Here is a 25,134-nt window from a genome sequence, read left to right as displayed (position 1 = left end):
GAATCATGGAATATATAGAGATAAAGGAACAGATCAAACAAAAGTTGCCGGTAGCCAGAGATTTGGGGGATTCCGAAAATCTGCTGGAGCTTGGGCTTTCATCCCTGACGATCATGCGTCTGGTAAACCAGTGGAGAAAACAGGGGGTTAAGGTTTCATTCGGTTCATTGATGGAAAATCCTACCCTTGAAGGCTGGTGGGCGCTGATCCAGCGCAGCATAAAGAAAAAAGCGGGCAAAAAACGGGCGCAAGAATCTAAGATAACGCCGGAAAAGGATATGAAACAGCCGTTTCCTTTAACAGACGTACAGTATGCATATTGGGTTGGCAGGGACGAAGAACAGGCTCTGGGAGGGATAGACTGTCACGCGTATTTGGAGTTTGATGGGGAAAATATAGAACCGGAGCGTCTGGAAAAAGCATGGAATGTACTGCAGTATCATCATCCCATGCTGCGTGCCTGCTTTTTGGAAGATGGAACGCAGAAAATCCAAGATAAACCGTATTGTGAAACTATAAAGGTTCATGATTTTTCTAAGATGTCATCTGCGGAAGCGGAAAAGATGGCAATATCTGTCAGGGAGCGCTTATCCCATCGAAAGCTAAAGATCGAGGAAGGCGAAGTGGCAGGAATAGAGCTTACGCGTTTTCCTGAAAATAAGGCACGCCTGCACGTGGATATGGCACTTTTGGTTGCCGATGTACAGAGTTTGCAGATCTTATTGAGGGATTTGGCGGCTGCCTATCGCGGAGAAATCCTTCCGGCAGAATCAAAAGGGTGGAATTTTGCTTCTTATCTGGAACGGCAGAAAGAGGAAGATAAGGAAGAGAGAAACAATGCAGAAGGATACTGGAAAAAACGCTTGGAGCATTTGCCGAAAGGGCCAGGCCTGCCACTGGCAAAACGGCCGCAGGAAGTGACAAAGACTGTATTCAACCGCAGGATTGTAAGGATTGGCAAGGAAGAGTGGGCTCATCTGCAAGTACGGGCAAAGGAATATCAGACAACTCCGGCAATGGTTCTTCTTACTGCATATGCGACGGTTTTGGAACGGTGGAGCAGGAATCATCGTTTCCTCATTAATATTCCATTTTTTAACCGGAAAACAGAGCAGCAGGGGTTAGAAGAAGTAATAGCAGATTTTACTACTCTGTTATTGCTGGAGATTAACTGCGAAGAAAATCCGACTTTTGCGGAATTGTTGGACAGGATTCAGAGGCAGCTTCATGAGGATATGAAGTATACGGCATATTCCGGCGTACAAGTCCAGAGAGACCTTGCACAGATGTATGGGGACGCGTCGGCGGTGGCGCCGGTTGTTTTTGCCTGCAATCTGGGAACGCCGTTGGTAAATGATACCTTCCGGAAAGAATTGGGGCAGTTTTCTTATATGATCTCCCAGACGCCGCAGGTGTGGAATGATTTTCAGAGTTATGAAGATGAAAATGGTGTACAGCTTACATGGGACAGCGTGGATGAGTTATTCCCGGAGAATATGATTCCGGATATGTTGGAGAGTTTTGAGATTCTTCTGCATGAATTAGGAAAGAAAGACTGGAATCAGAGATTTGATGTGTTTCCGGAAAGACAAAAACAATTTGTTGAGGAACAGAAGAAAATAAGAAGAGTGTATAAACCTGATTGTATTCATTCGGATTTTTTTAATATTGCAAATACTGTATCAGCGAAAGTGGCAATAATTGATACTGGAGAAGATATAACACTTTCTTATGGTGAATTGTCAGAAAAAGCTTTATCTGTTGCGGCTTTTTTAATAGATAAAAATATTAAGGATCAACCAATTGCAATATCGACTGGAAGGGGCTGGCGTCAAGCTGTAGCGGCCCTTGGAATATTAACTTCTTGTAATTTATATGTTCCGGTCACGACATCTCAACCAGAAGAAAGAAGAAAACTTATACATGAAAAAACAGGAATACAGTATGTCATTACTGATAAGAGGCATTATGCTACCTTAACTTGGCCGAAAAATACTATTGTATGGTTAATAGAGGATATTCTACTTAAAGAAAAAACAGAAGATCTTCCGAAAGTTACACCAGAAGATGCGGCTTATATTATTATGACGTCAGGAACAACAGGGATTCCTAAAGGTGCAGAGATACGGCATAAAGGAGCGTGGAATACAATAAAAGATGTTAATAGGCGCATCAAGATTACCGGAAATGATGTATTACTCGGCGTATCGGCTCTCGACTTTGATTTATCTGTATATGATTTATTTGGCATACTTGGAACAGGCGGAACTTTGGTTATGATTCCAGAAGAGAAAAGTAGGGATGCTGAGTATTGGCTGCAACTTGTAATTAGATATCAGGTAACAATATGGAATTCGGTACCAATTTTGTTGGATATGCTATTAATATGTGCGGAAGAAAAAAAAGTGAAATTGCCATTAAAAACAGCATTATTATCAGGTGATTGGATAGGGATGGATCTGCCACAACGCTTGGCGGGTTCTACTTCAGACTGCAAATTTATTGCTATGGGTGGTGCGACAGAAGCAAGTATTTGGTCAAATTATATTGAAGTAAAGTTACCACTTCCTTCAAATTGGCAATCAATTCCATATGGACGTCCACTTTCAGGGCAATCATACAGAGTTATGGATTTTAGGAGAAGAGATGTTCCATTCTGGGTAGAAGGAGAACTTTGGATAGGCGGTGATGGAGTAGGTACTTATAGAGGTGATGAGGAATTAGTACGTCAAAAATTTGTGGAAGATTCTGGAACGGTATGGTATAGGACTGGAGATAAAGGTAGATTTTGGGAGGATGGAACGATTGAATTTCTGGGAAGAGAAGATTTTCAAGTGAAAATACGTGGACATAGGATAGAATTGGGAGAAATAGAAACGAGCATAAAATCTATAGATGGCATAGATGAATCAATTGTAATAAGTAATAAGGGGAAATTAATAGCCTTTTTTTATTCGAAGGGAAGTGAAATTAATGATCAAAAAAGATTTTTAATTGATAATGAAGAATATATAACGGACGAACTGGAAAAAGTGCTAGATGATTTAGGGATAATTATAATTGTTGATATTTTAATCTATGAAAAGTGTTTTATTGAAAATGGGTTGTATTACACATATAACGATTTGTGCAAAATATGTAAAATTGATACTCATTATAAAAAATTGTTTGGGATATGGTTAAATATGTTAGTAAAAACAGGAAGTATTCGCTTTATTGAACAAAAATATTACTGCCCGGGTAATCTGATTGATATCCGAGATAGCATTGTAAAATATATACAAGATCTATCTGATAGCAACATTATTTTAAAGCAAATATACGAACTTGTAATTAATAGTGAAGATGTTATTAGAAAGATTATCCAAGGGTGCTTAGAAGGTACTTACACTCTAGAACCTAATAAATATGATCTTAGACCTGATAAATTGAATGAATTGTTTGAACAGGGTCAAGATTACATTGCGGGAATAAAAAACATAATAAAACAGATGAGTGAGGAGAATAATAGAAAAATTAATATTTTAGAGATTGGAGGTTATAGCAAATCTATCGTTAATAATGTGAGTTTTGAATTAGGCTCATATATAGAGAAATATACTTATCTGTCTCCCAAAAATAGTGAAATGGGTAAAGTAGATAATGTTGCTTTTGAGATAGAATATATTGATTTAGATATTAATAATGAATTGTTTTCTTATAGATGTGGGAAGAGCAAATACGACATAGTTGTAGCATATCAATCAATTCATTGTGCAAATAATATTGATGAAGCTTTTAAGGTAATTAGAAAAGTTTTAAAAAGCGGAGGGCTTCTAATAAGTGTTGAACCTACGAGGAACAGTTGCTTTTTCAACGTAGTAATAGGTCTTTTAGAAAATAATTTTAATAATTACACAGATGAACGATCAGAGAATGAAGAATTATTGTTTGATAAACAAAAATGGAGGGAATCTGCAATAAAAGCTGGACTGCAGGAAATAGCTACCAAGAATTATGGAACAATGGATAAAAAGGTTATGTTTATATGGGAAAATAAGAAAGAACTAGAGGAAATGTTTGAAAGTGAAATAAAAAAAATATTGAAGAAAAAATTGCCTAATTACATGATTCCAGAGTTTTTTGTAGAAATGGATGTATTGCCGCTATCTAAGAATGGAAAATTAGATCGGAAAAAAGTTTTTTCGTATTTAAAAGAATGCAAATTTGGAAGAAAAGATGGGACAACGGCTACAACATATATTGAGATTGAAATAGTCAATATATTAAAAGATATATTGAAGCAAAATGAAGTTTTTATGGAAGACAACTTTTTTCAACTCGGAGGTGACTCTTTGCGTGCTATAAAATTTAAAAATAGTATACAGAAAAGATTTAATTCTAATATTTCGATAGCACAGATATTTGATAGTGCAAATATACAAGAAATGGTATCAAAGGTCGAACAGAGTATGCTGCAAAATGTAGAAGAGTCGATAGTCGTGGGAGATATATGATGAAAAGATTAAAAGTTATTGTGGTTGGGGCAAAATTTGGAGAAGTATATTTGCAAGTATTATTAAGGCGAAAAGATTTAGTTGATGTTGTCGGAATTTTAGGGAAAGGTGGACAACATTCTTTAGAATGTTCTACCAAATATAATATTCCACTGTATACATCAGTTTCTGAACTTCCCTCTGGTATTGATTTGGCCTGTGTAATTGTACGAGCTGGTGTAATGGGAGGGGAAGGTATCCAGTTATCAAAGGAACTTTTACAAAAAGGAATAAGCGTTTTGCATGAGCAACCTATTCATTATAAAGAATTAAAAGAGTGTTATGTTATTGCAAAAAAGCAAAAATGCTTTATGGGAGTTAGTAATTTATATAGATATATTGATGCTACACAATCTTTTATTGATTTGGTAAACCATTTGAAAAAAGAAGAGTATGTCGAATACATAAATGTAGAATGCGGTCATCAGATTCTATATTCGGTATTGAGCATATTGTTTGATTTAACGGATTATGCTCGGCCATTTGTTATTGAACAAGTAATTACTGACATTGGTCCATTTGATATTCTGTATTGTAGGATTAATGATATTCCGTGTATTTTAAAAATTCATAATGAAGTTAATTCTGATGATCCGGATAATTTCTTTTATTTATTTTATAAAATGCAGGTAGGATTTAAAAGTGGAGAACTACAGTTAGAAGATCCAGCAGGGCCAATTTTATGGTATTCACGTTTTGTCATACCACCTGATTTTAATTATGAAGAAAAAAATTGCAAGGAATTTGATAAAAGTAATGTTGTTATAATTAGCGAAGGAAGTAAATATTACGATATTTTTTGGAACAAATGGGGGGAGGCTATAATAAAACAAGTAGTTATAGCTGGTGATTATATTATCTATGATAAAGCGTACAATTCTAACATACAAAAGCAATTATATCAATCAAAGCAATGGCATGAAGTAATGAAAAATATTGGTTATCCAAGGGAAAAAAGTGTATGCTCTTATGAGGAAAATACCATTGATAGAATACAAGAATTTATTTATAAAAAAAATATACAAAAGTGTGATTTTGCATCTATATTTTCTAATCTAAACAGAAAAAAAATACTTGAAATCAAGCATAAGCTTGATAAGGCATGCCTATATTCTATGTTATTTACCTTGAAAAGTGAAGAAAAAGTTTTTGTGGGAGATATATTGGAAGTTAAGAAACCATATATCTCAGAGAGGGGAAAGAAAGACTTTTCATATGTTATAGATCGTTGGATAAAAGCATTGATAGATAACCACATGATAGGGCAAGAAAACAATTGTGCAATAAGTAGAATAGAATTATGTGCTTTAGATGTAGAAGAGGCGTGGAAAGAAGCAAAGAGAACTTGGATTGGAACTTTATCAGATTCTGTTGTGATTGACTACTATTACAGAAATGCGAAACATTTAGAGGAATTGCTTGCAGATAATCTTAATGCGACATATTTGCTCTTTACAGAGGGAAAGATGGATGTTGCGGAAGATTTTTATACAAACACCCTTATAGCAAGATATTTAAACCATATTATTAGTGACAAGATTTTCCATTTCTACAATCCTGGTATGACAATTTTAGAAATTGGAGCAGGAACAGGAGCTAGCACTGAGCTAATCTTGAAAAAAGTTGGGGTAGATGTGAAGTACATTTTTACTGATCTTTCGTCATATTTTTTAAATGCGGCACAAGATAAATTCTCAGTTTTTCCCAATGTGGAATATCAAATACTAGATATTGATCAAGATTTTTCTGGACAAGGAATAGATCAAGATTCTGTGGACATTGTGGTAGCATCAGGGATGTTAAATAATGCATTAGATACAGAATTCACTATTAGTAATATATGGAAAGTATTAAAAAAAGGAGGAATTATTTTTATCGCTGAACCGGTAGAGGAACTTTTGGAACTTCAGATTTCACAAGTTTTTATGATGACAAAGCCTGTTGATATGAGATATCTAAATAATCAAACTTTTTTTAATGAGAAACAATGGATAGATATTTTAGAAAAGAGTAATTTTGAAATAGTTGATATCGTTCCTGATGATAGTGATATGTTAAGTGTTCTACAGCAAAAATTAATTATAGGGAGGAAATAACATGTTAAAGTTAAGTCATATTTCGTGTAGGGTTGATAATTTATATGAAGTTGCGAAACAAGTGGAGGAAATGGGTTTCACAATTGAATGGGGTGGTTTACCTGGTAAGGAGAATAATTTTTTTATTTGGTTTGGAGAGGAAGCCTTCTTAGAAGTGTTTTGTATAAAGCGAAAATTTGCACCATTAGTTGTTGCTATGCAGCTTGTGTATGGCACTGTACCAGCAAAAAAATGGTGGCGTTGGTTTAGTGCTAAAAATATGTGGTGTGATTTTGCCTTAGAAGACGATAACGACAATATGACAAAAATAGTGAGGAAAAATAAGAAAACTATTGTTGATATCGAGAGCATAAAGAAGTATGTAAAAGATATGGGTATTAACGTAGCTCCAAAAACATTACACTGGAAAAGAAAAAATTGCAAAGGCAAATATGCTAATTATAGTTATTTTATTCCTCGAAATGTCAAACTGCCGTTTATAGTTTCAAGATATGAACCTAGGCAAAAATCCTTAGAAACAGTGCATCAAAATGGTGCAAAAAAGATAGCTTATATAAAAATCGAGGTGGGAAAACAGGAATATAAAGAACTGTTTAAACTTGTAAAAGATGACGATAGAATTCAATTGATTAAAGGTAGAGATACACATATTTGTGAGATTGGAATAGAGGGACTTTCTAATAGTATTAAAATTTGCAATGTTCTCATAAAGGCAGTAGAGGTGTAAGAATGGAAAGCATATCAAAAAAGATAGTAGATTTAGAGAAGAAAAATATCATCTTAAAAACAGATGGTCTTAAATTATCATATGAAGCTCCAAAGGATAAAATAAATAAAGAAATTCTTGATTTTTTGAAGGAAAATAAATCGGAGATTATAAAGCTTTTATTGAATGATACTACAGAAAAGTGGAATTCTATGGGGATCTATGAAAGTAAATCCTTCCCATTAACAGATACTCAAGCTGCATATTTGATGGGACGAGAAGAGTGCTTTTCGTATGGCAACGTAGGATGCCATATATATTTTGAAATAGAATATAGTTGTTTAGATTTTAATCAAGTTCAGAATGTCTGGAATGAATTACTTGAAAGACATGAAATGCTGCGTATGGAAATAACTGCGGATAAAAAGCAGATTATTTCTGAAATAGTTCCAAAGAATATTGTGACATTTTGGGATACAACAAATGAAACTGAGGATCAGATTCTGAGCATGGTCAGAGAAAAATTTGGAAATAAGCAATATAATATTTATAAAGCACCATTATTTGATGTCGGCGTCATAAGCAGAGAAAAAAAGAATGATATTTTATTTTTATCCGTAGAGATGATGGTAGCAGACTGGACAAGTATATGGCTTTTGGTAAAGGAATTTGAGGATATCTATTTTGGAAAGAAAACTTTGCCTATTTTAAATAGTTCATTTAGAAGATATGTAGATTTCTTGCTGGCTGAAAAGGAAAGTGTAGCATTTTATCGTGATTTAGAGTTTTGGAAGAGTAAAATTGAAAGGATACCAGAAGCCCCCTGTTTGCCGACCGTAGAGCAGGCTTATGACTCCAATAGATTCAAGCATTTTAGTCATTCTCTGAATAGGGATTCATGGGAAAAAGTTGTTGCATATTCAAAAAAATATGGAATTACACCAACAGTAGCTGTTTTACAAGTTTATGTACAGATCATCAGAATGTGGAGTAGTAATAAGGATTTTTCATTGAACTTAACAATGATGAACAGAAACAATCTGCATTCTGACTTAGAGAATATTGTGGGGGATTTTACAGAACTGTGTGTGTTGGAGTGCTTCAATTTGGAAACTGATACTTTTGTAGAAAGTGCAAGGATACTACAAAAACAATTATTTGATAATTTGGATCATAAAGCATTTTCCGGAATAAAAGTATTAAGAGAACTAAATAAAGAAAAAGGGATTGACAAGGCACTGATGCCATATGTATTTACAAGTGCGGTAGGATTAGTTGGAAAAACATTGGAAAGTAACTTTGTGGGGCGAATGAATGAGTTTGGAGTTAGTCAAACACCTCAAGTATTCATAGACTGTCAAGTAATGGATGATTTAGAGGGATTAAGGATATTTTGGGATGTAAGAGAAGGGATTTTTCCGGATGGTTTGGTAGAAGATATGTTTTTCCTTTTTGGAAAACAGATCGATAAGATGGAGAAGGAGTGTTTTTGGACACAGGAAGATATAGTGGAATTACCAGAATGGCAAAAGCAAGTGCGAAATAGTGTAAATAATACCGCGGTAAAAAGAGAACTATATCGTATTGAAGAAGGTATCATATATTCATGTAGAAACAATCCTAATAAAATAGCGTTAGTAGATAAGGAACGATCTTTTACCTATCAAGAGACCCTTGAATATGCAATGGTTATAAAAAGCGAATTAGAAAAAAAGAACTGTAAGGTTGGAGACTATGTAGGAATAATGGTAAATAAGTCTGCGTTCCAAGTAATAGCAGCGATAGGAATTCTTTGTACAGGCGCAATTTTTGTACCCATTTCAAGTGATTTGCCTAGTGAGCGAAAACGGAAAATTATACAAAATTCAAATATCCACATAATTGTGCTAGATATTCCTTTAACTGAAAGTATAGAAGTACAAGATGTTGTTTATGTTGATGAATTATTCAGGGATCAAAAAATAATAGAATCAGCGAAATTGCTAGAAAACACACAAAGTGCTTATGTAATATATACATCAGGGTCTACAGGTGAACCCAAAGGTGTAGAAATTAGTCATGAATCAGTTATGAATACCATTCTTGATATGAATGAACGGTTATCTATAACGGAAAATGATGTTTTTATTGCTATATCAAAAATGAATTTTGATTTATCGATTTATGATATGTTTGGTTGCTTAATTGCGGGTGCAACATTAGTTATTCCTGATGATGATACAGTAAATCCTGAAAGGTGGGCTGAATTAATAAATCATTATGGGGTGACAATTTGGAATAGTGTTCCTGCACTGATGCAAATATTGTTTGTGAATGAAGAAGCTAAGGGATGTAAAAGAATAAGTTCCTTGAGAAATATTTTACTATCCGGTGATTGGATACCCATTGATTTACCTGCTCGAATTTACGAATTTTTACCGGATACAAGAATAATAAGTTTAGGTGGTGCTACTGAAGCATCCATTTGGTCTGTCTATCATGAATGTAATATAAATGAACAATATAAGAAGAGTATTCCATATGGAAAACCTTTATCAAATCAAACACTTTATATTTGGGATGAAAATATGAGGGATTGTCCTATCGGTGTCAAAGGTGATTTGTTTATAGGAGGCATAGGATTAGCCAAGGGATATATGAATAGCTCTGATTTAACTGCTCAAAAATTTATTGTTAAAGGAGGAGAACGATTTTATAGAACAGGAGATAAGGGGCGATATCTATTAGGTGGAGAAATTGAATTCTTGGGCCGAGAAGATATGCAGGTTAAAATAAATGGCTATAGGATAGAACTAGGTGAAATAGAATCAATATTATGCAATTATGAACCGATTTATCAAGCGGTTGTGTCAGTAATCAAGAATAAACTGTTGGTTGCAGCGGTTGTGTTTCATAATGGAAGTAATGCTTCTGAAGCGGATATATTGATATATTTAAAAATGCATTTACCTCAATATATGATACCAAAAAAAATAGTAGTTTGGGATTCATTTCCATTGACGTTTAATGGAAAGATAGATAGAAAAAGAATAGATGAGAACTATAGTATTGAAGAAATGCAAAAGCACATGGAGGGAATGAGTGTTGATAATAATTCGGCAAATGAATTACTTTTGATGTGGAGGGAAGCACTGCATAATTCTGAAATTCAACTACAAGATAATTTGTATGATTATGGAGTTGATTCATTGATAATGGCACAAATGGCAAGTAAGATAAGAAATAATTATACGAAAAATGAAATACCTTTTGATGTGTTACTTCGCCAATTATTAAACCATCCTGATGTTCTATCCCTTTATCAGTATATTGAAAATTATAGTATGCCAGATAAAAAATTGGTTCAAAATATAAAGAATGATGGAATCGGAACAATTAATATTTTTCATGAGAATAAAAATGATACTTTGCAGGTATTATTGCATGCAGGATTTGGAACAATGAATTGTTTCCGATACTTGATAGAATATATGAGACTAGATAATAAAGGAACGATTGCCGGAATAGCGATAAAGAATAGCAAACGGTATTGCGAAATGAATCCAGATAATTTGATTGAAATTCTAGCCGATGAATATGTGAATTTAATTATTGGATTAAACAAGAAAAAAATACAAATTATTGGATATTGTATAAGTGGACTTATTGCAGTAGAAATAGCTAGAAGATTAATGGAAAGGGGGTTAGAAATATTTGACCTTGTTTTAATCGACAGTCACCCGATTCAATATCAGTTAGAAGATGAATTGTTAATGGAAATCACGTTTTTACCAAGTTTGGGTATTGAAATATCACAACTGGGTTTGGGAGAAATAAGCAATGAGGAATTATATAAAGCAGTTCTATATTTATATAATGAATTTAAAAAAGAAATCCCATCGAGATCCATACAGTACTTACCTGATGAATATATAAATCTGAAAAAAATACTGCTTAAATTAGATTGTATGGAAAAACGACAAAGATTTGAATTATATTCGAAAATGGCTTTAGAAAAAGCAGAAAACCAGTTCCCTGTAGATATGTGTATTGATTTATTTGCGGCGTATAAACAAAGTTTTAAGGCGGCTCAGTTTGTGCCTGAAGTTTATGCAGGAAATATACGTTTTTTATTAGCAGAGGAATCAACTAGTTTTATTCCAGATAATGACGAAGAAACTTTGGCATTTTGGAAAAATACTTGTTTGGACGATATGAGCGTAGAAATGATAAAGGGTAATCACATAACCTGCACGGAAAATAAGGAAAACGCATGTACTCTTTGTAAGAAGATATCAAAATGTTTTCAAGATTAATAATTAAGGGAGATGAAAATGGAGTTGTTGAGTTTATTGAATGAGCTGAAGCAGATGAAATGGATTGATTTGTCACATGAATTTGGTGAAAACACACCAAGATGGCCAGGTTTTGAGTCATTGAGGAAAGAGATTAAATTGGAATTTGGTGAATATCCAGTAAGAGCATATCAATATTCGTTTCCAGGGCAATATGGAACACATGTAGATGTACCAGGTCATGCTGATGTAAATGGACGCACCTTGGAAAAAATTGATATTAAGGAATGTGTATTGCCATTATGCGTAATTAATTGTAGTGATAAGGTTAAAATGAATAGTGATTATGCATTATCGCTAGATGATATTCATGATTATGAAAAGATTTATGGAAAAATTCCAAAGGGAGCTTTTGTTGCGATGAGGAGCGATTGGGGAAAAAGGTGGCCTAGTCAGGAAAAGTTTCAAAATATGGATGAATACGGAGAACAGCATTATCCTGGCTGGAGTTTAGAGGCTGTAAAATATTTAATTGAAAAAAGAGATGTTACTGCAATTGGACATGAAACATTTGATACAGATCCACCATTTTGCAAAGAACAGCGTTATTTCCAAGCGGAATGTTATGTCTTGAAACAAGACAGATATCAAATTGAGATGCTTACAAATCTGGATAAAATTCCGGAAAGAGGAGCTATTATATTCTGTATTTTTGTAAAGCAGACAAATGGAACGGGGTTCCCTGTTAGATGTTTTGCAATTTGCCCAAACAAATAATATATAATTTATGAGATTATAAAGAAAGGAATAGAATGCTCATGAAAAAAGCAGGTTTAATAGGAGGCATGAGCTGGGAAAGTACGGTGCCGTATTATAAAATAATAAATGAGGTAATCGGGCAACAATTAGGCGGATTATACTCTGCAGATTGTATTTTACATAGTATAAATTTCTATGAGATTGAATCAACAATATCAAAAGGAAATTGGGACAAATCGAATGAGTTATTAGCAAATGCAGCGGAAAGCCTTGAAAATGCAGGTGCAGATTTTATCGGTATATGTTCTAATACGATGCATAAATGTCTTCCGGCTATAAAAAAGAAGGTAAACTTACCTATTGTTCACATTGTTGACGCTACAGTGGAGGAGATGAAAAGAGAGGGAATGTCTGAAGGGCTGCTGTTAGGAACAAGATTTACAATGGAAGAATCGTTTAATAAGGAGCGATTTTATAAAAATGGAGTAAATATTATTATCCCTAGTTTAGAGGAGCGACAATTGGTACATGATATCATTTTTGCAGAATTATGTAGGGGTATTATAACCAATAATTCTAAAGAACAATACAAAAAAATAATATATAAGTACTGTAAAGGAAAAGAAACTGGTGTAATACTTGGGTGTACAGAAATAGGATTGCTAATTCAACAAAATTTCATGGATGTTCCGATTTTTGATACAACTCAAATTCATGCAAAAAAAATTGCGATGTATATGATTGAATAGTTTGTGTGAACAATGGTCGTTTGCGCCAGTCGAAAATATGCTTATAATATAGGGGAATAGTATATTCCGGATAAGTTTCCATCATCTGTTCGATAATATGGAAATCACTTTTGAGATTCACGTTTATGCATATTGAATCATAATTTCTATGAGAATATTGATAAAGACTGCTATATGTCGTAGTTGCGGCAAGGTCTTGATTAATATTCTTATAGAAAAAGCAATTTCCGAGTAACGAAACTTCGATTTCTATATTGGGGTGCTGATTTTGGGCTGCAAGAATATTCAATCAACTTTCGTTTTTGAAATAGCATTGAAGTGGTATCTACGATGTTTTGATGTGAAATGGATTCTGCGGTATATTGTTTCTGAACTTCCGAAAAAATCTCCCCTAAACAAATTTTAGGGCTAGTGAGGAATAAAAAATATTGATCGTTATGATCTGTATGGAACAACTGTCAGGAACCTGTTATACGAAGGGGATGCGAAAAAAAGAAATATCCACATTTACTACAGTGATGGAAAAGCATATGGTGAAAAACAGGAGATCAAGCAGAAGATACGCCGGCTGAAAAAATATCTAGACGGATGTGTTGGGAAAGAATGTGTAGCATTTGGGCCAGAGATCATGAAGTATTTTTACCTGAATTTTGAAAAGGATAGGAAGACGCTGAAGCTTGCAGAAGAGAACGCTTCAGCAGTAGAAAAGGAACTGTCTCCGGCAGGATATTTTGCCATTGTTTCATCAGAAAATATGACGCACGGGAAGCAATTGAGTTATATAAAAGCAGAGATGCATCAGAAAAACTGTTCCGCAGTGACAAATCTTATCTTGGAAATAAAAGCATGCGAGTATATAGTGATGAAGCATTGTCATTAAAGGTATTTATCCAGTTTATTGCCCTGATTCTGCGAAGCAGGATCTATTAGCATTAAAAGAAAAAAGCGAAAAAATGTTGAAAAGACCGAACTAACTAACAGTTCCAGCAGCATTAAAAGAACTGGAAAAGATAGTAATGATACGTCAGCTTGACGGCGTTTATCGTCTGGAGCATGCTGTCACCGCAACCCAGAAAACCATACTGGATGCCTTTGGTTTAAACGAAGGTAATGTACGGCATTAAGCGAAAGAAATCGAAAAATCCTACAGAGCAAGTAAGAAAAACAAAGGATAAAAAAGATATGGCAAGAATGAGAAGAAGCAGCGAACAGACCCTGGAATACAAGATTGAACAGGCAGAAGCAAAGGTTGCAAAAACGAAAGAAGCACATGAAAAAGCGGTTGATGAATTAAAAAAACTGTACGATATAAGAATGGCATATCAGAGAGATGAACTGTTAAAAGCGATGAAAAACAGCAGCCGTTCTTATGGAGAGATCCTGGCATTTATTACCTCAGGAGAGACATCAGAGGATGAGTAAAACAGGACTGAATAAGTCTATAAATAGGCACGACAGGTGAATTTAGCCTGGTTGTTTGGGGGAAATCCTACATTTAGGGGATTTATTTTCGGAAGTTCACATTGTTGATAAATTGACTTCGATAGATAAATAATATATACTTACGATTAGATACCACTAACTTTTGACTGTGAAAATGATGGAGTGCTTAATATTATGTATGAAAAAATCGAAGAAAATTATGGACTTTTTGATTCGGGTGTAGTTGTTCTTGAAAAGACTCAAAATGTGACGAAATATCAAATTGACTGCAATACACCGGATGGTACAATGTATTGTTACCATCTTTTTCAGGGCATTGATTTGGCTTATACGACTTTTTATGCTAATTCCTGCTTTCAACGAAAAAATTCACTTCCTCATATAATTGAAATTGCATATTGTAGATCGGGGCGATACGAATGTGAATATAAGCGAGGATTTATGACATATTTAGGTGAGAATGACCTTGCTGTGAGCATCATAAACTCACAAAGAAATGAGCCTATATTTCCTACGGGAATTTATGAAGGGGTGGCCCTTATTATCAATACCGACATCATAGGGGAATGTTTTCATGCTCCGGTTATTGGGATTGAGATTGATTTCGCTGGACTTATTCAGAAATTTTGTTACGAACAATGCTGTGTAGTAATGAAAACGCCCCCTGAATTATTACATGTATTTGAAGAAATTTGTGATTGTACCTATAGAGGTAATCTTGGTTATTTGCGTTTGAAAGCACTGGAGATATTCTTTTTGTTGTCTAATTTATCAACGCAGGATAATATTGAAACCTCTGCATACTATTCTGGCGAGACAATTGCAAAAGTAAAGGCGTTGAAATCGGCTTTGATGGAACAGTTGGATAGAAAAATTTCTTTGCCAGAACTTGCCGAGCAATACGGATTAAGTCTTACTATGTTGAAAGATTGTTTTAAGGCTGTTTATGGAAAACCGGTGCATGCCTTTAGACGAGAATACAAAATGCAGGTCGCAACAAAACTTTTAACGACAACAGATATGTCCATTACAGAGCTTGCTGGGGAATTTGGCTATGAGAATCCAAACAAATTCTCGACTGCGTTCAAAGAAGTGATAGGTGTTTCTCCGAGAGCGTATCGGGCAAAAAACAAATAAATGGCTTTTTGGATAGAATTTGGCTGTTTGGGAAGGAAAAAAACGAGATTATGTTGTATTCTAATTGCGGTTAGTGAGGACTGACCGCACTATTTTTTAGGAGGAAATTTGTCATGGGAAACAAATTAAAAATGAAAGACATTATTACTTTGGCCATATTTAATGTGGCAATCCTTGTTGTTATGGTTGTAGTTAAGATGGTTATTATGATGGTTGCGACACCGGCATTTAACTATCTGGCATATGTTGGAGTCATGGCACTCTTTTGCGCTCCTTTGTATGTTGTTATGTCAAACAAAGTAGCAAAAACAGGAACTCTCTTTGTAACCGCATTATTTTCTGGTCTTATGATGTTGCTTTTTGGTTCTGGTTGGTTTCTGATTGTTGAACTAATTGTTGGTGTGATTTGTGAGTTGCTTATGTTGGGCGAGAATACATATAAGAATCCGATTAGAAATGGAATTGGTTATATTGTGTACTGGGTTCTGTATGCTGTTGGTAGTGCAATTCCGCTTTATCTGTTCAAAGATCAATATCTTGCAAGTCTAGCCGATTCTTATACGGAAGAAGGACTTGAAACGCTTGTATATTATGGTTCGCCCGCTATGGTTGCGCTCATTAGTGTTATAACGATAGTATTTGCCATTGTTGGTTATTTGATTGGCTGCTATTTCTTGAAAAAGCATATTAAAAAGGCAAAACTGGTGTAATCAATGGAAAAACTGGACATTAGAACACACTTAATTGTTTTAATCAGTGCTACTCTGTTTTGGTTTGTATTTCAAAGCAACGCGGAAATACATGGTCTAGTGGTTCTATGCGCCTTGTATATGTGTGTAGCAGGATATTGGGAGAAAGCTCCAGGCTTTATTATGACATATATTATTATGTTGTTGTTAGCTTATTTGACGGCTCCTATTATGGGGATTATGTATGTTGTTATTTGCACATTTGCACGTGCTATACCGCTGACGATGGTGGCTGCACCGATTCTGTATGCAAATCCGAGCCGCATGATGTATAGTTTTCAGCGAATACATGTTCCTAAGAATGTATTGGTAATGTTGTGTATATTGATTCGTTTTTTTCCAGTTATAGAAAAAGAAATGTTATCTATCAGGAACGGAATACGTGCAAGGGGTATTTTCCCTACTTGGTGGAGTATCCTAAAGAATCCTATTATGGCATATGAATGTTTTTTCGTTCCCTTGACGGTTCGATGCTTGAAATTATCTACTGAACTTGGGGCATCTGCGGAGCTGCGGGGATTGGATTCATCTAATCCCCGTTCCTGCATATACAATATTGGTTTTACTTACAAGGACATTTTGGCAATTTTGGGATTTGTGTTAGGTTGCATTGGTGTTATGTTGGGGGTGAGAACTTGGTTGAGTTAGAAAGCGTTTCCTTTCATTATGGACGGGAAGATGCGGGAATGCTCCTGACCGGGGTAGAAGATATTTCTTTTAAAATTGAAAAGGGTCAGTGCGCTGTCCTGTGCGGACGTTCTGGAGCTGGAAAAAGTACTATTCTCCACCTGATTAGCGGGTTAGTTCCTGGATTTTACGAAGGGCAGTTAAAAGGCCGTGTTATAGTAAATAATGGTTTTCCCAGCAGTTTCACACCGGAAGAAAGGGTTGCAACACTGGGAGTAGTCTTTCAAGACCCTCGAAGCCAGTTTTTTATGGGAAAGGTACTTGATGAAATTGCATTTTCTGCTGAAAACATTGGGTTGTCTCCCGAACGAATATTACCGCAGGTTATGGAGTGCGCGAAGAGACTTGAAATAGAGTCCCTGTTGGAGAAAAAAGTCAATGAATTATCCAGTGGGCAGAAGCAACGTGTGGCGATTGCTGCCGCCACTGTATTCGCTCCGCCTGTATTGATATTGGATGAGCCAATTTCTAATTTGGATCGGGGCGGAATTAAAATCTTGCTTGAAATTTTGGGAGAGATAAAGCAGAATGGTACAACCATTATTATCAGTGAACATCGTCTGCATCAGTTTTTATCTATTGCGGATGTATATTTGCATATTGATGCCGGCAGATTGGTAAATAAATGGACAAAAGCCCAGTTTGAACGGCTTACTTGTAGTGATTTGATTGAGTGGGGCATCCGACATCCGGATTTGGCTGAATATGTACAAAGACCGCATCGACAGATTTTATCTGCTGATAAAGATTTGACTGTGGAGGGAATTTCTTTTCGGTATAAAAAAGCTGTGTGGGGAATTGAAGACTTGTCTTGCTGCTTTCCTGCCGGGACTGTTACTGCCATTCTTGGCAGAAATGGAATAGGGAAAACTACGTTTTGCAAAATTTTGTGTGGACTGTTAAAACAAAAGGTCGGAACAATAAAAAGAGAAAATCAGGTATTATCTTGCGCAGAGCGTCGTGCATCCAGTTATCTTGTTATGCAGGACGCGGATTATCAGATTTATGCGGATAGTGTCGGGAATGAGCTGGTATTAGGTAAAAAGGTAACAGAGGATTTGAGAAATCGTGCCTATGATGCGTTGGATGCCTTTCATCTGACCGCATTAAAGGATCGGCATCCAGCGTCTTTGTCTGGTGGCGAAAAACAGAGAGTAACAATAGCTGCCGCATATTGCTCGGATGCCGATATAATTATCTTAGATGAACCTACAAGTGGAATGGATGGAGAAGGTGTACTAAGTCTCTCAAAATGGGTAACATTCCTTGCCCAGAAAGGAAAAACCATTATCATTATAACTCATGATGATTTACTGTGTGATATGGCTTGTGACAACAGATTCTACATGGGAGGTAAGGAAAATGAATAAATCAGAAATTGCAAAACAGTTATTAGGTTTTATGCGTGCGCATAAAAATCAGTTTGTGCTGTCAATTCTGCTTGCTATTTTGGGCGTTGCTTCTGGTATGATTCCGTATTTTGCAATTGCCAGAATTATGCTTTATCTGCTGGAAGGTATAAGGGAGATGTCTATTTATGCCTTTTGGTGCATGATGGTGTTGCTCGGATTTTCTTTGAAAATTATTTTTGCGAATCTTTCAACTGCTGTATCACATACGGCAACATTTTATACATTGAAAGAGATTCGAATGCAGATTATAGATAAGCTGTCACGGGTTCCGATGGGCTATATCTTGGATCAATCATCGGGTAGTTTTAAAGACACGATTGTGGATAGGGTGGAAAGTATGGAGCCGATTCTTGCGCATTTAGTTCCTGAAATGACATCTAATTTGTTTGTGCCAGTATGTATGCTTGTTTATCTTTTTGTTCTAGACTGGCGTATGGCTCTTTTATCACTAGTTACGTTGCCCATAGGATTTTTCTGTTATATGGGAATGGCAAAAAATTATGAGGAACGGTTTTCTGGGCTTATAAAACGGGTTAAGAAAATGAATACAACAGTCGTTGAGTATGTGAATGGGATTGAGGTAATAAAAGCATTTAATCAATCTGCAAATTCTTATGAAAGATACTCTGATTCTGTGAAAGATAACGCCGATTATGCGGTTGGCTGGATGAAGGACACACAGCTTTTTATGTCGATGAGCAATACCATCTGGCCAAGTGTGTGGATTGCTATTTTACCGGTCGGAGGAATCCTTTACAAAGCAGGAATCCTTTCTGCTCCTGTTTTTTTAACCGTGATGATTTTATCACTTGGAATTGTTGGGCCAATTTTAGCGGCAATCAAATTTACGGATAGTGTAGCGCAGCTAGGAACGATAATAGGCGCTGTATGTAGTTTGCTGTCGGCTCCCGAAATGAAGCGCCCTTCTATACAGACCGACATACAGGATTTAACGATAAAATTTCAGGATGTTTCTTTTTCCTATGATGAAAATGTGGAAGAGCCTGTTTTGAGTCATGTTAATCTTATATTTCGCCCTAACACTATGACTGCGATTGTGGGACCGTCAGGTTCCGGAAAATCCACCATTACGAAACTTATTACTGGTTTTTGGGAAGTGACATCAGGCAAAATCACGTTGGGTGGCAAGGACATTCGGCAAATGCCGCTTTCACAACTCACATCGTATGTATCTTATGTTTCACAGGATAATTACTTATTTGATGTGAGTGTGCGTGAAAATATCCGAATGGGTCGTCTTACGGCAACAGATGATGAAGTAGAGGAAGCAGCCAAAAAATGCGGTTGTCACGATTTTATTGTAGAGCTGGAGCATGGCTATGAAACAGTTGTTGGCAGTGCAGGAGGACATTTGTCAGGCGGAGAACGGCAACGAGTAGCGATTGCGCGGGCAATGCTCAAGAATGCACCGATTGTAATTTTTGACGAAGCGACCGCTTACCTTGACCCTGAAAATGAGAGTTTAGTGCAGGATGCAATTTCAAATTTGGTTCGAGGGAAAATGTTGATTATGGTTGCACATCGTCTTTACACTGTAACAGGGGCAGACCAGCTTGTTGTGGTAAATGACGGTCGGATAGAAGCGACTGGAACACATGAGGAGTTGCTTGAGGTTTGCCCACTATATAAACAAATGTGGATGGCTCATATTGGTAGCCGTGATGAAGGAGGTGCAGACAGATGCTTACCGCATTGAGAAAAATATATGACTTTGCAGGAAATTGGCAGGGAGTATTAAAGAAATCTGTTGCTTTCAGTCTGTTGCACTCCATTTTTGATATGTTTCAGATTGCTGCGCTTTTTTTGATTTTAATTGGTTTAACGGAAGGAATGACATTGCAAATAATAGTATTTACGTTATTACTTCTGATTATCGGCATATTGGGGAAAATTTATTGCAGTTATATTTCTGATTTTTCGCAAACGAAGGTTGGTTATTATATGTGTGCGGAAAAGCGGATTCATGTGGGTGATCGCATGAAATATATGCCGATGGGGTATTTTAACGATCATAGTCTTGGAAAGCTGACTTCGGCTGTTACTACAACAATTGGAGATGTGGAAAATAACGCACCGTCTGTTTTAATTACAGTTGTTCACGGATTTGTTCATGTAGTTGTTATTACTATCGTGATGTTTTTCTTTGACTGGCGCATAGGTTCTTTATGTTGCTTGGGAATTCTTCTGTTTTTGGTATGCAATTCAATGATGCAGAAAAAATCACAGAAAATATCGCTGGAAAGGCAACGTGCACAGGAAGATTTGGTTGGTGCTACATTAGAGTACATACAAGGAATGAATATTGTAAAATCATTTAATCTTGGTGGTAACTCCAATCAAAAAATGAAACAGGCCATAGAAGAAAGCAGGGTTCGTAATACAAAACTGGAAACTGTTTTTATTCCTTATGGTGCTGCACAACAGTTTGTGTTAAGATTAATAAGTGTATCTATTATGTTCTGTTCTATTTTGTTTTATTTGCAAGGCAGTATGACACTTGTGTATTGCCTATTGATGTGTGTGGCTTCATTTTTGATTTTTAGTGAATTAGAAAAAGCGGGCGGTAAATCATTTGCGCTTCGTCTCATTGAAAGCTCGATTGATAAAATAAATGAGATTGATGAAACGCCGATTATGGATTTATCGGGACAAAATATAACGCCTCCAAATATGGATATTGAATTAAAGGATGTTAGCTTCTCATATGGTGAACATCAAATTTTCCGATGTATTAATCTTTCCGTTCCAAGCAGAACAACGCTAGCAATAGTCGGACCATCAGGAAGTGGAAAAACAACATTGTGTAGTTTAATTGCACGATTTTGGGATGTACAGTCTGGAAGTATTACTTTAGGCGGTACGGATATACGAGATTATACGTTAGATAAATTGCTTTCTAATTTCAGCATTGTCTTTCAGAATGTTTATTTATTTGCTGATACGATTGAAAATAATATCCGTTTTGGAAAGCCGGATGCCAGTCACGATGAGGTTGTCCGGGTTGCTAAGAAAGCTTGTTGCCATGATTTTATCATGGCACTGCCCCAAGGTTATGATACTGTGATTGGTGAAAGTGGTGCAACTCTTTCTGGTGGTGAAAAACAGCGTATTTCCATTGCCAGAGCGATTTTGAAAGACGCACCTATCGTTATTTTGGATGAGGCAACTTCCAGTGTTGATCCTGAAAATGAATCCGATTTACAGGCAGCCATTGAAAGTTTGACAGAAAGTAAAACGGTTATTACGATTGCCCATCGCTTGAAAACAGTCAAAAATGCGGATCAGATTGTAGTAATTGCAGATGGAAAAATTACACAGCGTGGAACGCACGAACAATTGAAAATGCAATCTGGTATTTATGCGGATTTTATCAATATTCGTCATAAAACAACGGGCTGGAAATTGGTTCAGTAAAGGAGGCGATTATGAAACTTCATGTATCCGGAGAAGATTATTTGGAAGCTATACTTGTATTACAAAAGAAAAGTGGTATGGTGCGTTCTATTGACCTTGCCCGGCACATGGGATTTAGCAAACCCAGTATCAGTCACGCAGTAGGCGTATTAAAGAAAGAAGGATTGCGAAACAAAAGAAGCAGCAGAGGCGAGCAAAACAGAAAAAAGAAACAAGAGATAATCTGGCTAAAGAAGAAATCTTGAAAGATGACAGATTTTTCTTTATTGCCGGTTATACCTCCTGAGGTGCACCGTATGGTGTCACCTGGGAGGAAATGGGGCTGAAACCTTGGGATGATGTGGAAGAGAATAATTGGGTTGTCAGTGCAATTTCATTTATCTCTTGTGACAGAAACAGATTCCCGTTTTGCCTGAAGTAAGTCAGAACTGATCTCAGGAGCATCGAGCAGTGCAGTGAAATTTTGCTGAATGATCTCTAGGGTTTTCTGCTTTTTCTGCAATTCCTGTTTTTCCCGGACAGTAGCATCCTGTTCAGATTCAAGATTTTCAATCCGCTTCTGGATTTTATTAGAGCTTGGGATTTTGGTGACACCGAGATCCTGAAGCTCTTTTTTTAGTGAATCGTGGAGCTGGTATTCTGTCTGATGCTTGGTCCGGTATGCTTTTGGATTTTTAGAAAATTTGCAATCTTCAATCACTTTACGGCAGAGACGGTAAGAATCACAGTGTTTCTGGATGACTTTCTGTGTAGTCAGTTCATTGCTGATTTCCACTATCTTCTGATCGGCAGCTTTAACAGAAGCTTCAATGTCAGAAACATGCTGCTGGAAATCTTCATAATTCAGCAGATTATTTTCAGAAAGATAGTTGAAGGTACGAGCCGCTTCTTTCAGGTTATTGAGTTTTGCCCATCGTTCAAATCCTTCACGTTTGCCTGTTGTTACATAGGTGGAAATATTGATATACAGGCGAGCTTCTCTGGACAGATGCCTTGGAGTTTTTACTTTGTTACGATTTTTAGCCAGACGGATGCGGACATTTTCTTCTGAATAATAGTTTCCAAGAGATTTTATATAAGTAAAGTTTTTCTGCTCCGGTGCACGGAAGGATAAATGTTTTCCCTGTCGAACTTCATATCCTGCTAACTGCATCTTTTGTAGGAATTCCTCATAGTTGATGGAAGTCCAGATTGCTTTATCAACTGCGACACGCAGTTTGGCTTTCCAGCTGGTGCCACGATGGTATTCCATGTTCTCTTTATAGCTTTTACCTTTTTCTCCGGTTGGCATACTGGTGACAAGTCCATTTTCATGGCAGATACGATTACTGATTCTGCAGAGTTTGTGGTAGCTCCGCTTATTGGAAACATACTTGTGATGATCAACAAAGCTTGCAGCGTTGAAGATGATATGATTGTGAATATGATTTTTGTCAACGTGTGTGCTGATCACGTACTCATATTTTCCTTTCAGCACTTCGTCAGCAAATTGTTGACCTAAGCGATGGGCAGTTTCGGCATTAACTTCTCCAGGTTTAAATGACTGGATCAGATGAAATGCCAGGTTATCGCCTTTGTCCATTACGTTCTTTTTTGCTGCTTCTCTGGTGAGAGCAAATTCCAAATCTGCAGTTTCCGGGGAACAGCCAAAACTGGAAACTAACAGTTTTTCATCTGTTTTATCTGGATTCGTGATGTAGTCCAGAGCTTTCTTGTCTGTTACTTTAATGGGGAAGATCTTAAGATACGCCATAATTCTTTCACCATCTCTTTCAATTCTTGCATTTCTTCTGGATATAGATCTCCGGTGGTATTTACCTTTTTTGCAATCTGGTTGATATTTACACCAATCTTGTGCATTTCCTCATACTGTTTCTTAAGTGGAGTGGTATCTGTGTTGACGATGTAACCGTCGATTGCCATTTTGCGCAGATAAGCTCCCATGTTTTTTGTCTTTGATTCTATCATCTTCCTGCGGATTAGCTTTCGTTCTTCTTCGGTGACATAGAAATGGATTTCTTTGTTTCTCTTTCTTTCAGCCATTGGCGGGTTCTCCTTTCTGAGAGGGCAGTAGTATCGTTGCTTTCAGCGTTTTTTTCAATTTAGGGCAGGGTTCCCTAAATTGGGATTTCCCGGAAGTGTATCCTCACTTCCTGTCCTTGCTGTTTTACCCCTCTATTAGTTAAAGTCAGGAGAACCGGGAAAATGCAAAAGAATTTGGCAGGTAGTACGGGAACCGAAAATATGGTATGATTATGGCAGGATATCAGAAGAATCAGGAGTTGAATAGATTGTGAAGAAAGAAGAAATTTTTGAATATGTGAAGAAACAGTATGGAACGATGCCGGAGTATTTATGGGCACAATCACCAGATAATGCTGTGCTGCGACATAAGAATGGAAAATGGTATGCTGTGGTCATGAGCGTTGAAAAATGCAAACTCGGATTAGAAGGAAATGAATTTGTCGATATTATTGATGTAAAATGTGATCCGGAAATGACAAGTATGATTATTCAGACCTTTGGATTTTTGCCAGGATACCATATGAACAAACAGCACTGGATCACAATTTTACTGGATGGTTCAGTAAGTGAAGCAAAGACATTAGATTTTTTGGATATGAGCTATGATATGATTGATGGGAATAGAGGAAAGGAAGAATGATGAGAAAGGTAATCGTATATTCATCTGTGCATCATGGAAACACAGAAAAATTAGTAAAGAACATTGCAGAAGAATGTCAGGTTGATTTGATTGATGCTGTAAAACAGCCAGATGCAGATTTGAGCAGTTATGATATGATTGGGTTTGCATCAGGAATCTATTTTTCAAAATTTCATCAGTCTATATTGGGATTTGCAGAGAAGAATCTACCGGACGACAAAATGGTATTTCTGATCTGTACTTATGCTGGAAATGCGAATTATAAATCCATAGAGCAGATTTTGGACAAGAAGCATTCTACAGTAATCGGAAAATTCGGATGCAAGGGCTATGACACATTTGGTCCATTTAAACTGCTGGGTGGTATAGCAAAAGGGCATCCAGATGAAAAAGATATAAAAAATGCAGTTGAGTTTGTAAAAGGACTATAAATAGTTTGGCGAAAAAGAAAAACCGGGGAACAGTCCTCGGTTTTCTGATATTTGCG

18 protein-coding genes and 1 pseudogene are annotated in these 25,134 nt (G+C 36.3%); 17 read left to right on the top strand and 2 right to left on the bottom strand.

The annotated features are described in order from the left end of the window. The first annotated feature begins 5 nt into the window (after positions 1-5). From ACESSZ_RS00705 to ACESSZ_RS00635, 15 genes and pseudogenes are all read left to right on the top strand, one after another. Positions 6-4,496, top strand: a complete 4,491-nt coding sequence (locus ACESSZ_RS00705) for an amino acid adenylation domain-containing protein (RefSeq protein ID WP_499842654.1) — start codon at positions 6-8, stop codon at positions 4,494-4,496. Continuing rightward, complete coding sequence (locus tag ACESSZ_RS00700; RefSeq protein WP_186582096.1) at positions 4,496-6,631, top strand: bifunctional Gfo/Idh/MocA family oxidoreductase/class I SAM-dependent methyltransferase; 2,136 nt, start codon at positions 4,496-4,498, stop codon at positions 6,629-6,631. Before ACESSZ_RS00705 ends, ACESSZ_RS00700 begins: the two co-directional genes overlap by 1 nt. Before the next feature lies 1 nt (position 6,632). Beyond that, the gene (locus ACESSZ_RS00695; RefSeq protein ID WP_499842653.1) at positions 6,633-7,358 is read left to right on the top strand and encodes a VOC family protein; all 726 of its coding nucleotides are present in this window, start codon (positions 6,633-6,635) and stop codon (positions 7,356-7,358) included. 2 nt (positions 7,359-7,360) lie between these two features. Continuing rightward, positions 7,361-11,632 carry an amino acid adenylation domain-containing protein gene (locus ACESSZ_RS00690; protein WP_499842652.1) on the top strand — a complete coding sequence of 1,424 codons (4,272 nt, stop codon included), beginning with the start codon at positions 7,361-7,363 and terminating at the stop codon, positions 11,630-11,632. Between the two features lie 54 nt (positions 11,633-11,686). Further along, positions 11,687-12,388, top strand: coding sequence for a cyclase family protein (locus ACESSZ_RS00685; protein WP_499842651.1), 702 nt, complete (start codon positions 11,687-11,689; stop codon positions 12,386-12,388). A gap of 41 nt (positions 12,389-12,429) precedes the next feature. Continuing rightward, a complete protein-coding gene (locus ACESSZ_RS00680; RefSeq protein ID WP_161286439.1) occupies positions 12,430-13,119 on the top strand; it encodes an aspartate/glutamate racemase family protein in 690 nt (229 codons plus the stop codon). A gap of 628 nt (positions 13,120-13,747) precedes the next feature. Further along, entirely contained in the window at positions 13,748-13,999 is a 252-nt protein-coding gene (locus ACESSZ_RS00675) for a hypothetical protein (RefSeq protein ID WP_161286437.1), read from the top strand. A 302-nt stretch (positions 14,000-14,301) separates the two neighbouring features. Then, positions 14,302-14,541 carry an ErpK protein gene (locus ACESSZ_RS00670; protein WP_161286435.1) on the top strand — a complete coding sequence of 80 codons (240 nt, stop codon included), beginning with the start codon at positions 14,302-14,304 and terminating at the stop codon, positions 14,539-14,541. Positions 14,542-14,736: 195 nt separating this feature from the next. Beyond that, positions 14,737-15,699 carry a helix-turn-helix domain-containing protein gene (locus ACESSZ_RS00665; RefSeq protein ID WP_161286434.1) on the top strand — a complete coding sequence of 321 codons (963 nt, stop codon included), beginning with the start codon at positions 14,737-14,739 and terminating at the stop codon, positions 15,697-15,699. Between the two features lie 113 nt (positions 15,700-15,812). Continuing rightward, on the top strand, positions 15,813-16,409 hold the full coding sequence (locus ACESSZ_RS00660; RefSeq protein ID WP_161286433.1) for an MptD family putative ECF transporter S component: 597 nt from the start codon (positions 15,813-15,815) through the stop codon (positions 16,407-16,409). Between the two features lie 3 nt (positions 16,410-16,412). Beyond that, a complete protein-coding gene (locus ACESSZ_RS00655) occupies positions 16,413-17,096 on the top strand; it encodes an energy-coupling factor transporter transmembrane component T family protein (RefSeq protein WP_161286431.1) in 684 nt (227 codons plus the stop codon). Next, a complete protein-coding gene (locus ACESSZ_RS00650; RefSeq protein WP_161286429.1) occupies positions 17,084-18,505 on the top strand; it encodes an ABC transporter ATP-binding protein in 1,422 nt (473 codons plus the stop codon). The genes ACESSZ_RS00655 and ACESSZ_RS00650 overlap by 13 nt, the downstream gene beginning before the upstream one ends. After that, a complete protein-coding gene (locus tag ACESSZ_RS00645; protein WP_161286428.1) occupies positions 18,498-20,264 on the top strand; it encodes an ABC transporter ATP-binding protein in 1,767 nt (588 codons plus the stop codon). The genes ACESSZ_RS00650 and ACESSZ_RS00645 overlap by 8 nt, the downstream gene beginning before the upstream one ends. Beyond that, complete coding sequence (locus ACESSZ_RS00640) at positions 20,249-21,982, top strand: ABC transporter ATP-binding protein (RefSeq protein WP_161286427.1); 1,734 nt, start codon at positions 20,249-20,251, stop codon at positions 21,980-21,982. Before ACESSZ_RS00645 ends, ACESSZ_RS00640 begins: the two co-directional genes overlap by 16 nt. Positions 21,983-21,993: 11 nt before the next feature. Then, positions 21,994-22,146 (top strand): annotated as a pseudogene (locus tag ACESSZ_RS00635) (metal-dependent transcriptional regulator); the annotation flags it as partial. Between the two features lie 209 nt (positions 22,147-22,355). On the opposite strand, the gene ACESSZ_RS00630 reads toward ACESSZ_RS00635, so the two are convergent. Together ACESSZ_RS00630 and ACESSZ_RS00625 are read right to left on the bottom strand one after the other, a co-directional pair. After that, positions 22,356-23,735: a relaxase/mobilization nuclease domain-containing protein gene (locus ACESSZ_RS00630; protein WP_161286425.1), complete on the bottom strand. Its 1,380-nt coding sequence runs from the start codon at positions 23,733-23,735 to the stop codon at positions 22,356-22,358. Next, complete coding sequence (locus ACESSZ_RS00625) at positions 23,702-24,025, bottom strand: MobC family plasmid mobilization relaxosome protein (RefSeq protein WP_161286424.1); 324 nt, start codon at positions 24,023-24,025, stop codon at positions 23,702-23,704. The genes ACESSZ_RS00630 and ACESSZ_RS00625 overlap by 34 nt, the downstream gene beginning before the upstream one ends. Before the next feature lie 250 nt (positions 24,026-24,275). Here ACESSZ_RS00625 and ACESSZ_RS00620 point away from each other — a divergent pair, with 250 nt between their 5' ends. Next, complete coding sequence (locus ACESSZ_RS00620; protein WP_161286423.1) at positions 24,276-24,647, top strand: MmcQ/YjbR family DNA-binding protein; 372 nt, start codon at positions 24,276-24,278, stop codon at positions 24,645-24,647. Continuing rightward, on the top strand, positions 24,644-25,078 hold the full coding sequence (locus tag ACESSZ_RS00615; protein ID WP_330585611.1) for a flavodoxin domain-containing protein: 435 nt from the start codon (positions 24,644-24,646) through the stop codon (positions 25,076-25,078). The genes ACESSZ_RS00620 and ACESSZ_RS00615 overlap by 4 nt, the downstream gene beginning before the upstream one ends. Positions 25,079-25,134: the final 56 nt, after the last annotated feature.

Origin of the sequence: Eubacterium sp. 3_1_31, from assembly GCF_964249515.1 — a bacterium.
Classification (GTDB): domain Bacteria; phylum Bacillota_I; class Bacilli_A; order Erysipelotrichales; family Erysipelotrichaceae; genus Longicatena; species Longicatena caecimuris.
The sequence above is the reverse complement of the archived record's forward strand: the minus strand, read 5'-3'. Positions and strand labels throughout refer to the sequence as shown.

Coding starts and splice junctions, on each gene's coding strand:
- ACESSZ_RS00630 (WP_161286425.1), bottom strand. CDS start 23,735: ATGGCGTATCTTAAGATCTTCCCCATTAAAGTAACAGACAAGAAAGCT.
- ACESSZ_RS00680 (WP_161286439.1), top strand. CDS start 12,430: ATGAAAAAAGCAGGTTTAATAGGAGGCATGAGCTGGGAAAGTACGGTG.
- ACESSZ_RS00625 (WP_161286424.1), bottom strand. CDS start 24,025: ATGGCTGAAAGAAAGAGAAACAAAGAAATCCATTTCTATGTCACCGAA.
- ACESSZ_RS00665 (WP_161286434.1), top strand. CDS start 14,737: ATGTATGAAAAAATCGAAGAAAATTATGGACTTTTTGATTCGGGTGTA.
- ACESSZ_RS00660 (WP_161286433.1), top strand. CDS start 15,813: ATGGGAAACAAATTAAAAATGAAAGACATTATTACTTTGGCCATATTT.
- ACESSZ_RS00690 (WP_499842652.1), top strand. CDS start 7,361: ATGGAAAGCATATCAAAAAAGATAGTAGATTTAGAGAAGAAAAATATC.
- ACESSZ_RS00645 (WP_161286428.1), top strand. CDS start 18,498: ATGAATAAATCAGAAATTGCAAAACAGTTATTAGGTTTTATGCGTGCG.
- ACESSZ_RS00675 (WP_161286437.1), top strand. CDS start 13,748: ATGAAGTATTTTTACCTGAATTTTGAAAAGGATAGGAAGACGCTGAAG.
- ACESSZ_RS00695 (WP_499842653.1), top strand. CDS start 6,633: ATGTTAAAGTTAAGTCATATTTCGTGTAGGGTTGATAATTTATATGAA.
- ACESSZ_RS00705 (WP_499842654.1), top strand. CDS start 6: ATGGAATATATAGAGATAAAGGAACAGATCAAACAAAAGTTGCCGGTA.
- ACESSZ_RS00615 (WP_330585611.1), top strand. CDS start 24,644: ATGATGAGAAAGGTAATCGTATATTCATCTGTGCATCATGGAAACACA.
- ACESSZ_RS00685 (WP_499842651.1), top strand. CDS start 11,687: ATGAAATGGATTGATTTGTCACATGAATTTGGTGAAAACACACCAAGA.
- ACESSZ_RS00700 (WP_186582096.1), top strand. CDS start 4,496: ATGAAAAGATTAAAAGTTATTGTGGTTGGGGCAAAATTTGGAGAAGTA.
- ACESSZ_RS00640 (WP_161286427.1), top strand. CDS start 20,249: ATGCTTACCGCATTGAGAAAAATATATGACTTTGCAGGAAATTGGCAG.
- ACESSZ_RS00655 (WP_161286431.1), top strand. CDS start 16,413: ATGGAAAAACTGGACATTAGAACACACTTAATTGTTTTAATCAGTGCT.
- ACESSZ_RS00670 (WP_161286435.1), top strand. CDS start 14,302: ATGGCAAGAATGAGAAGAAGCAGCGAACAGACCCTGGAATACAAGATT.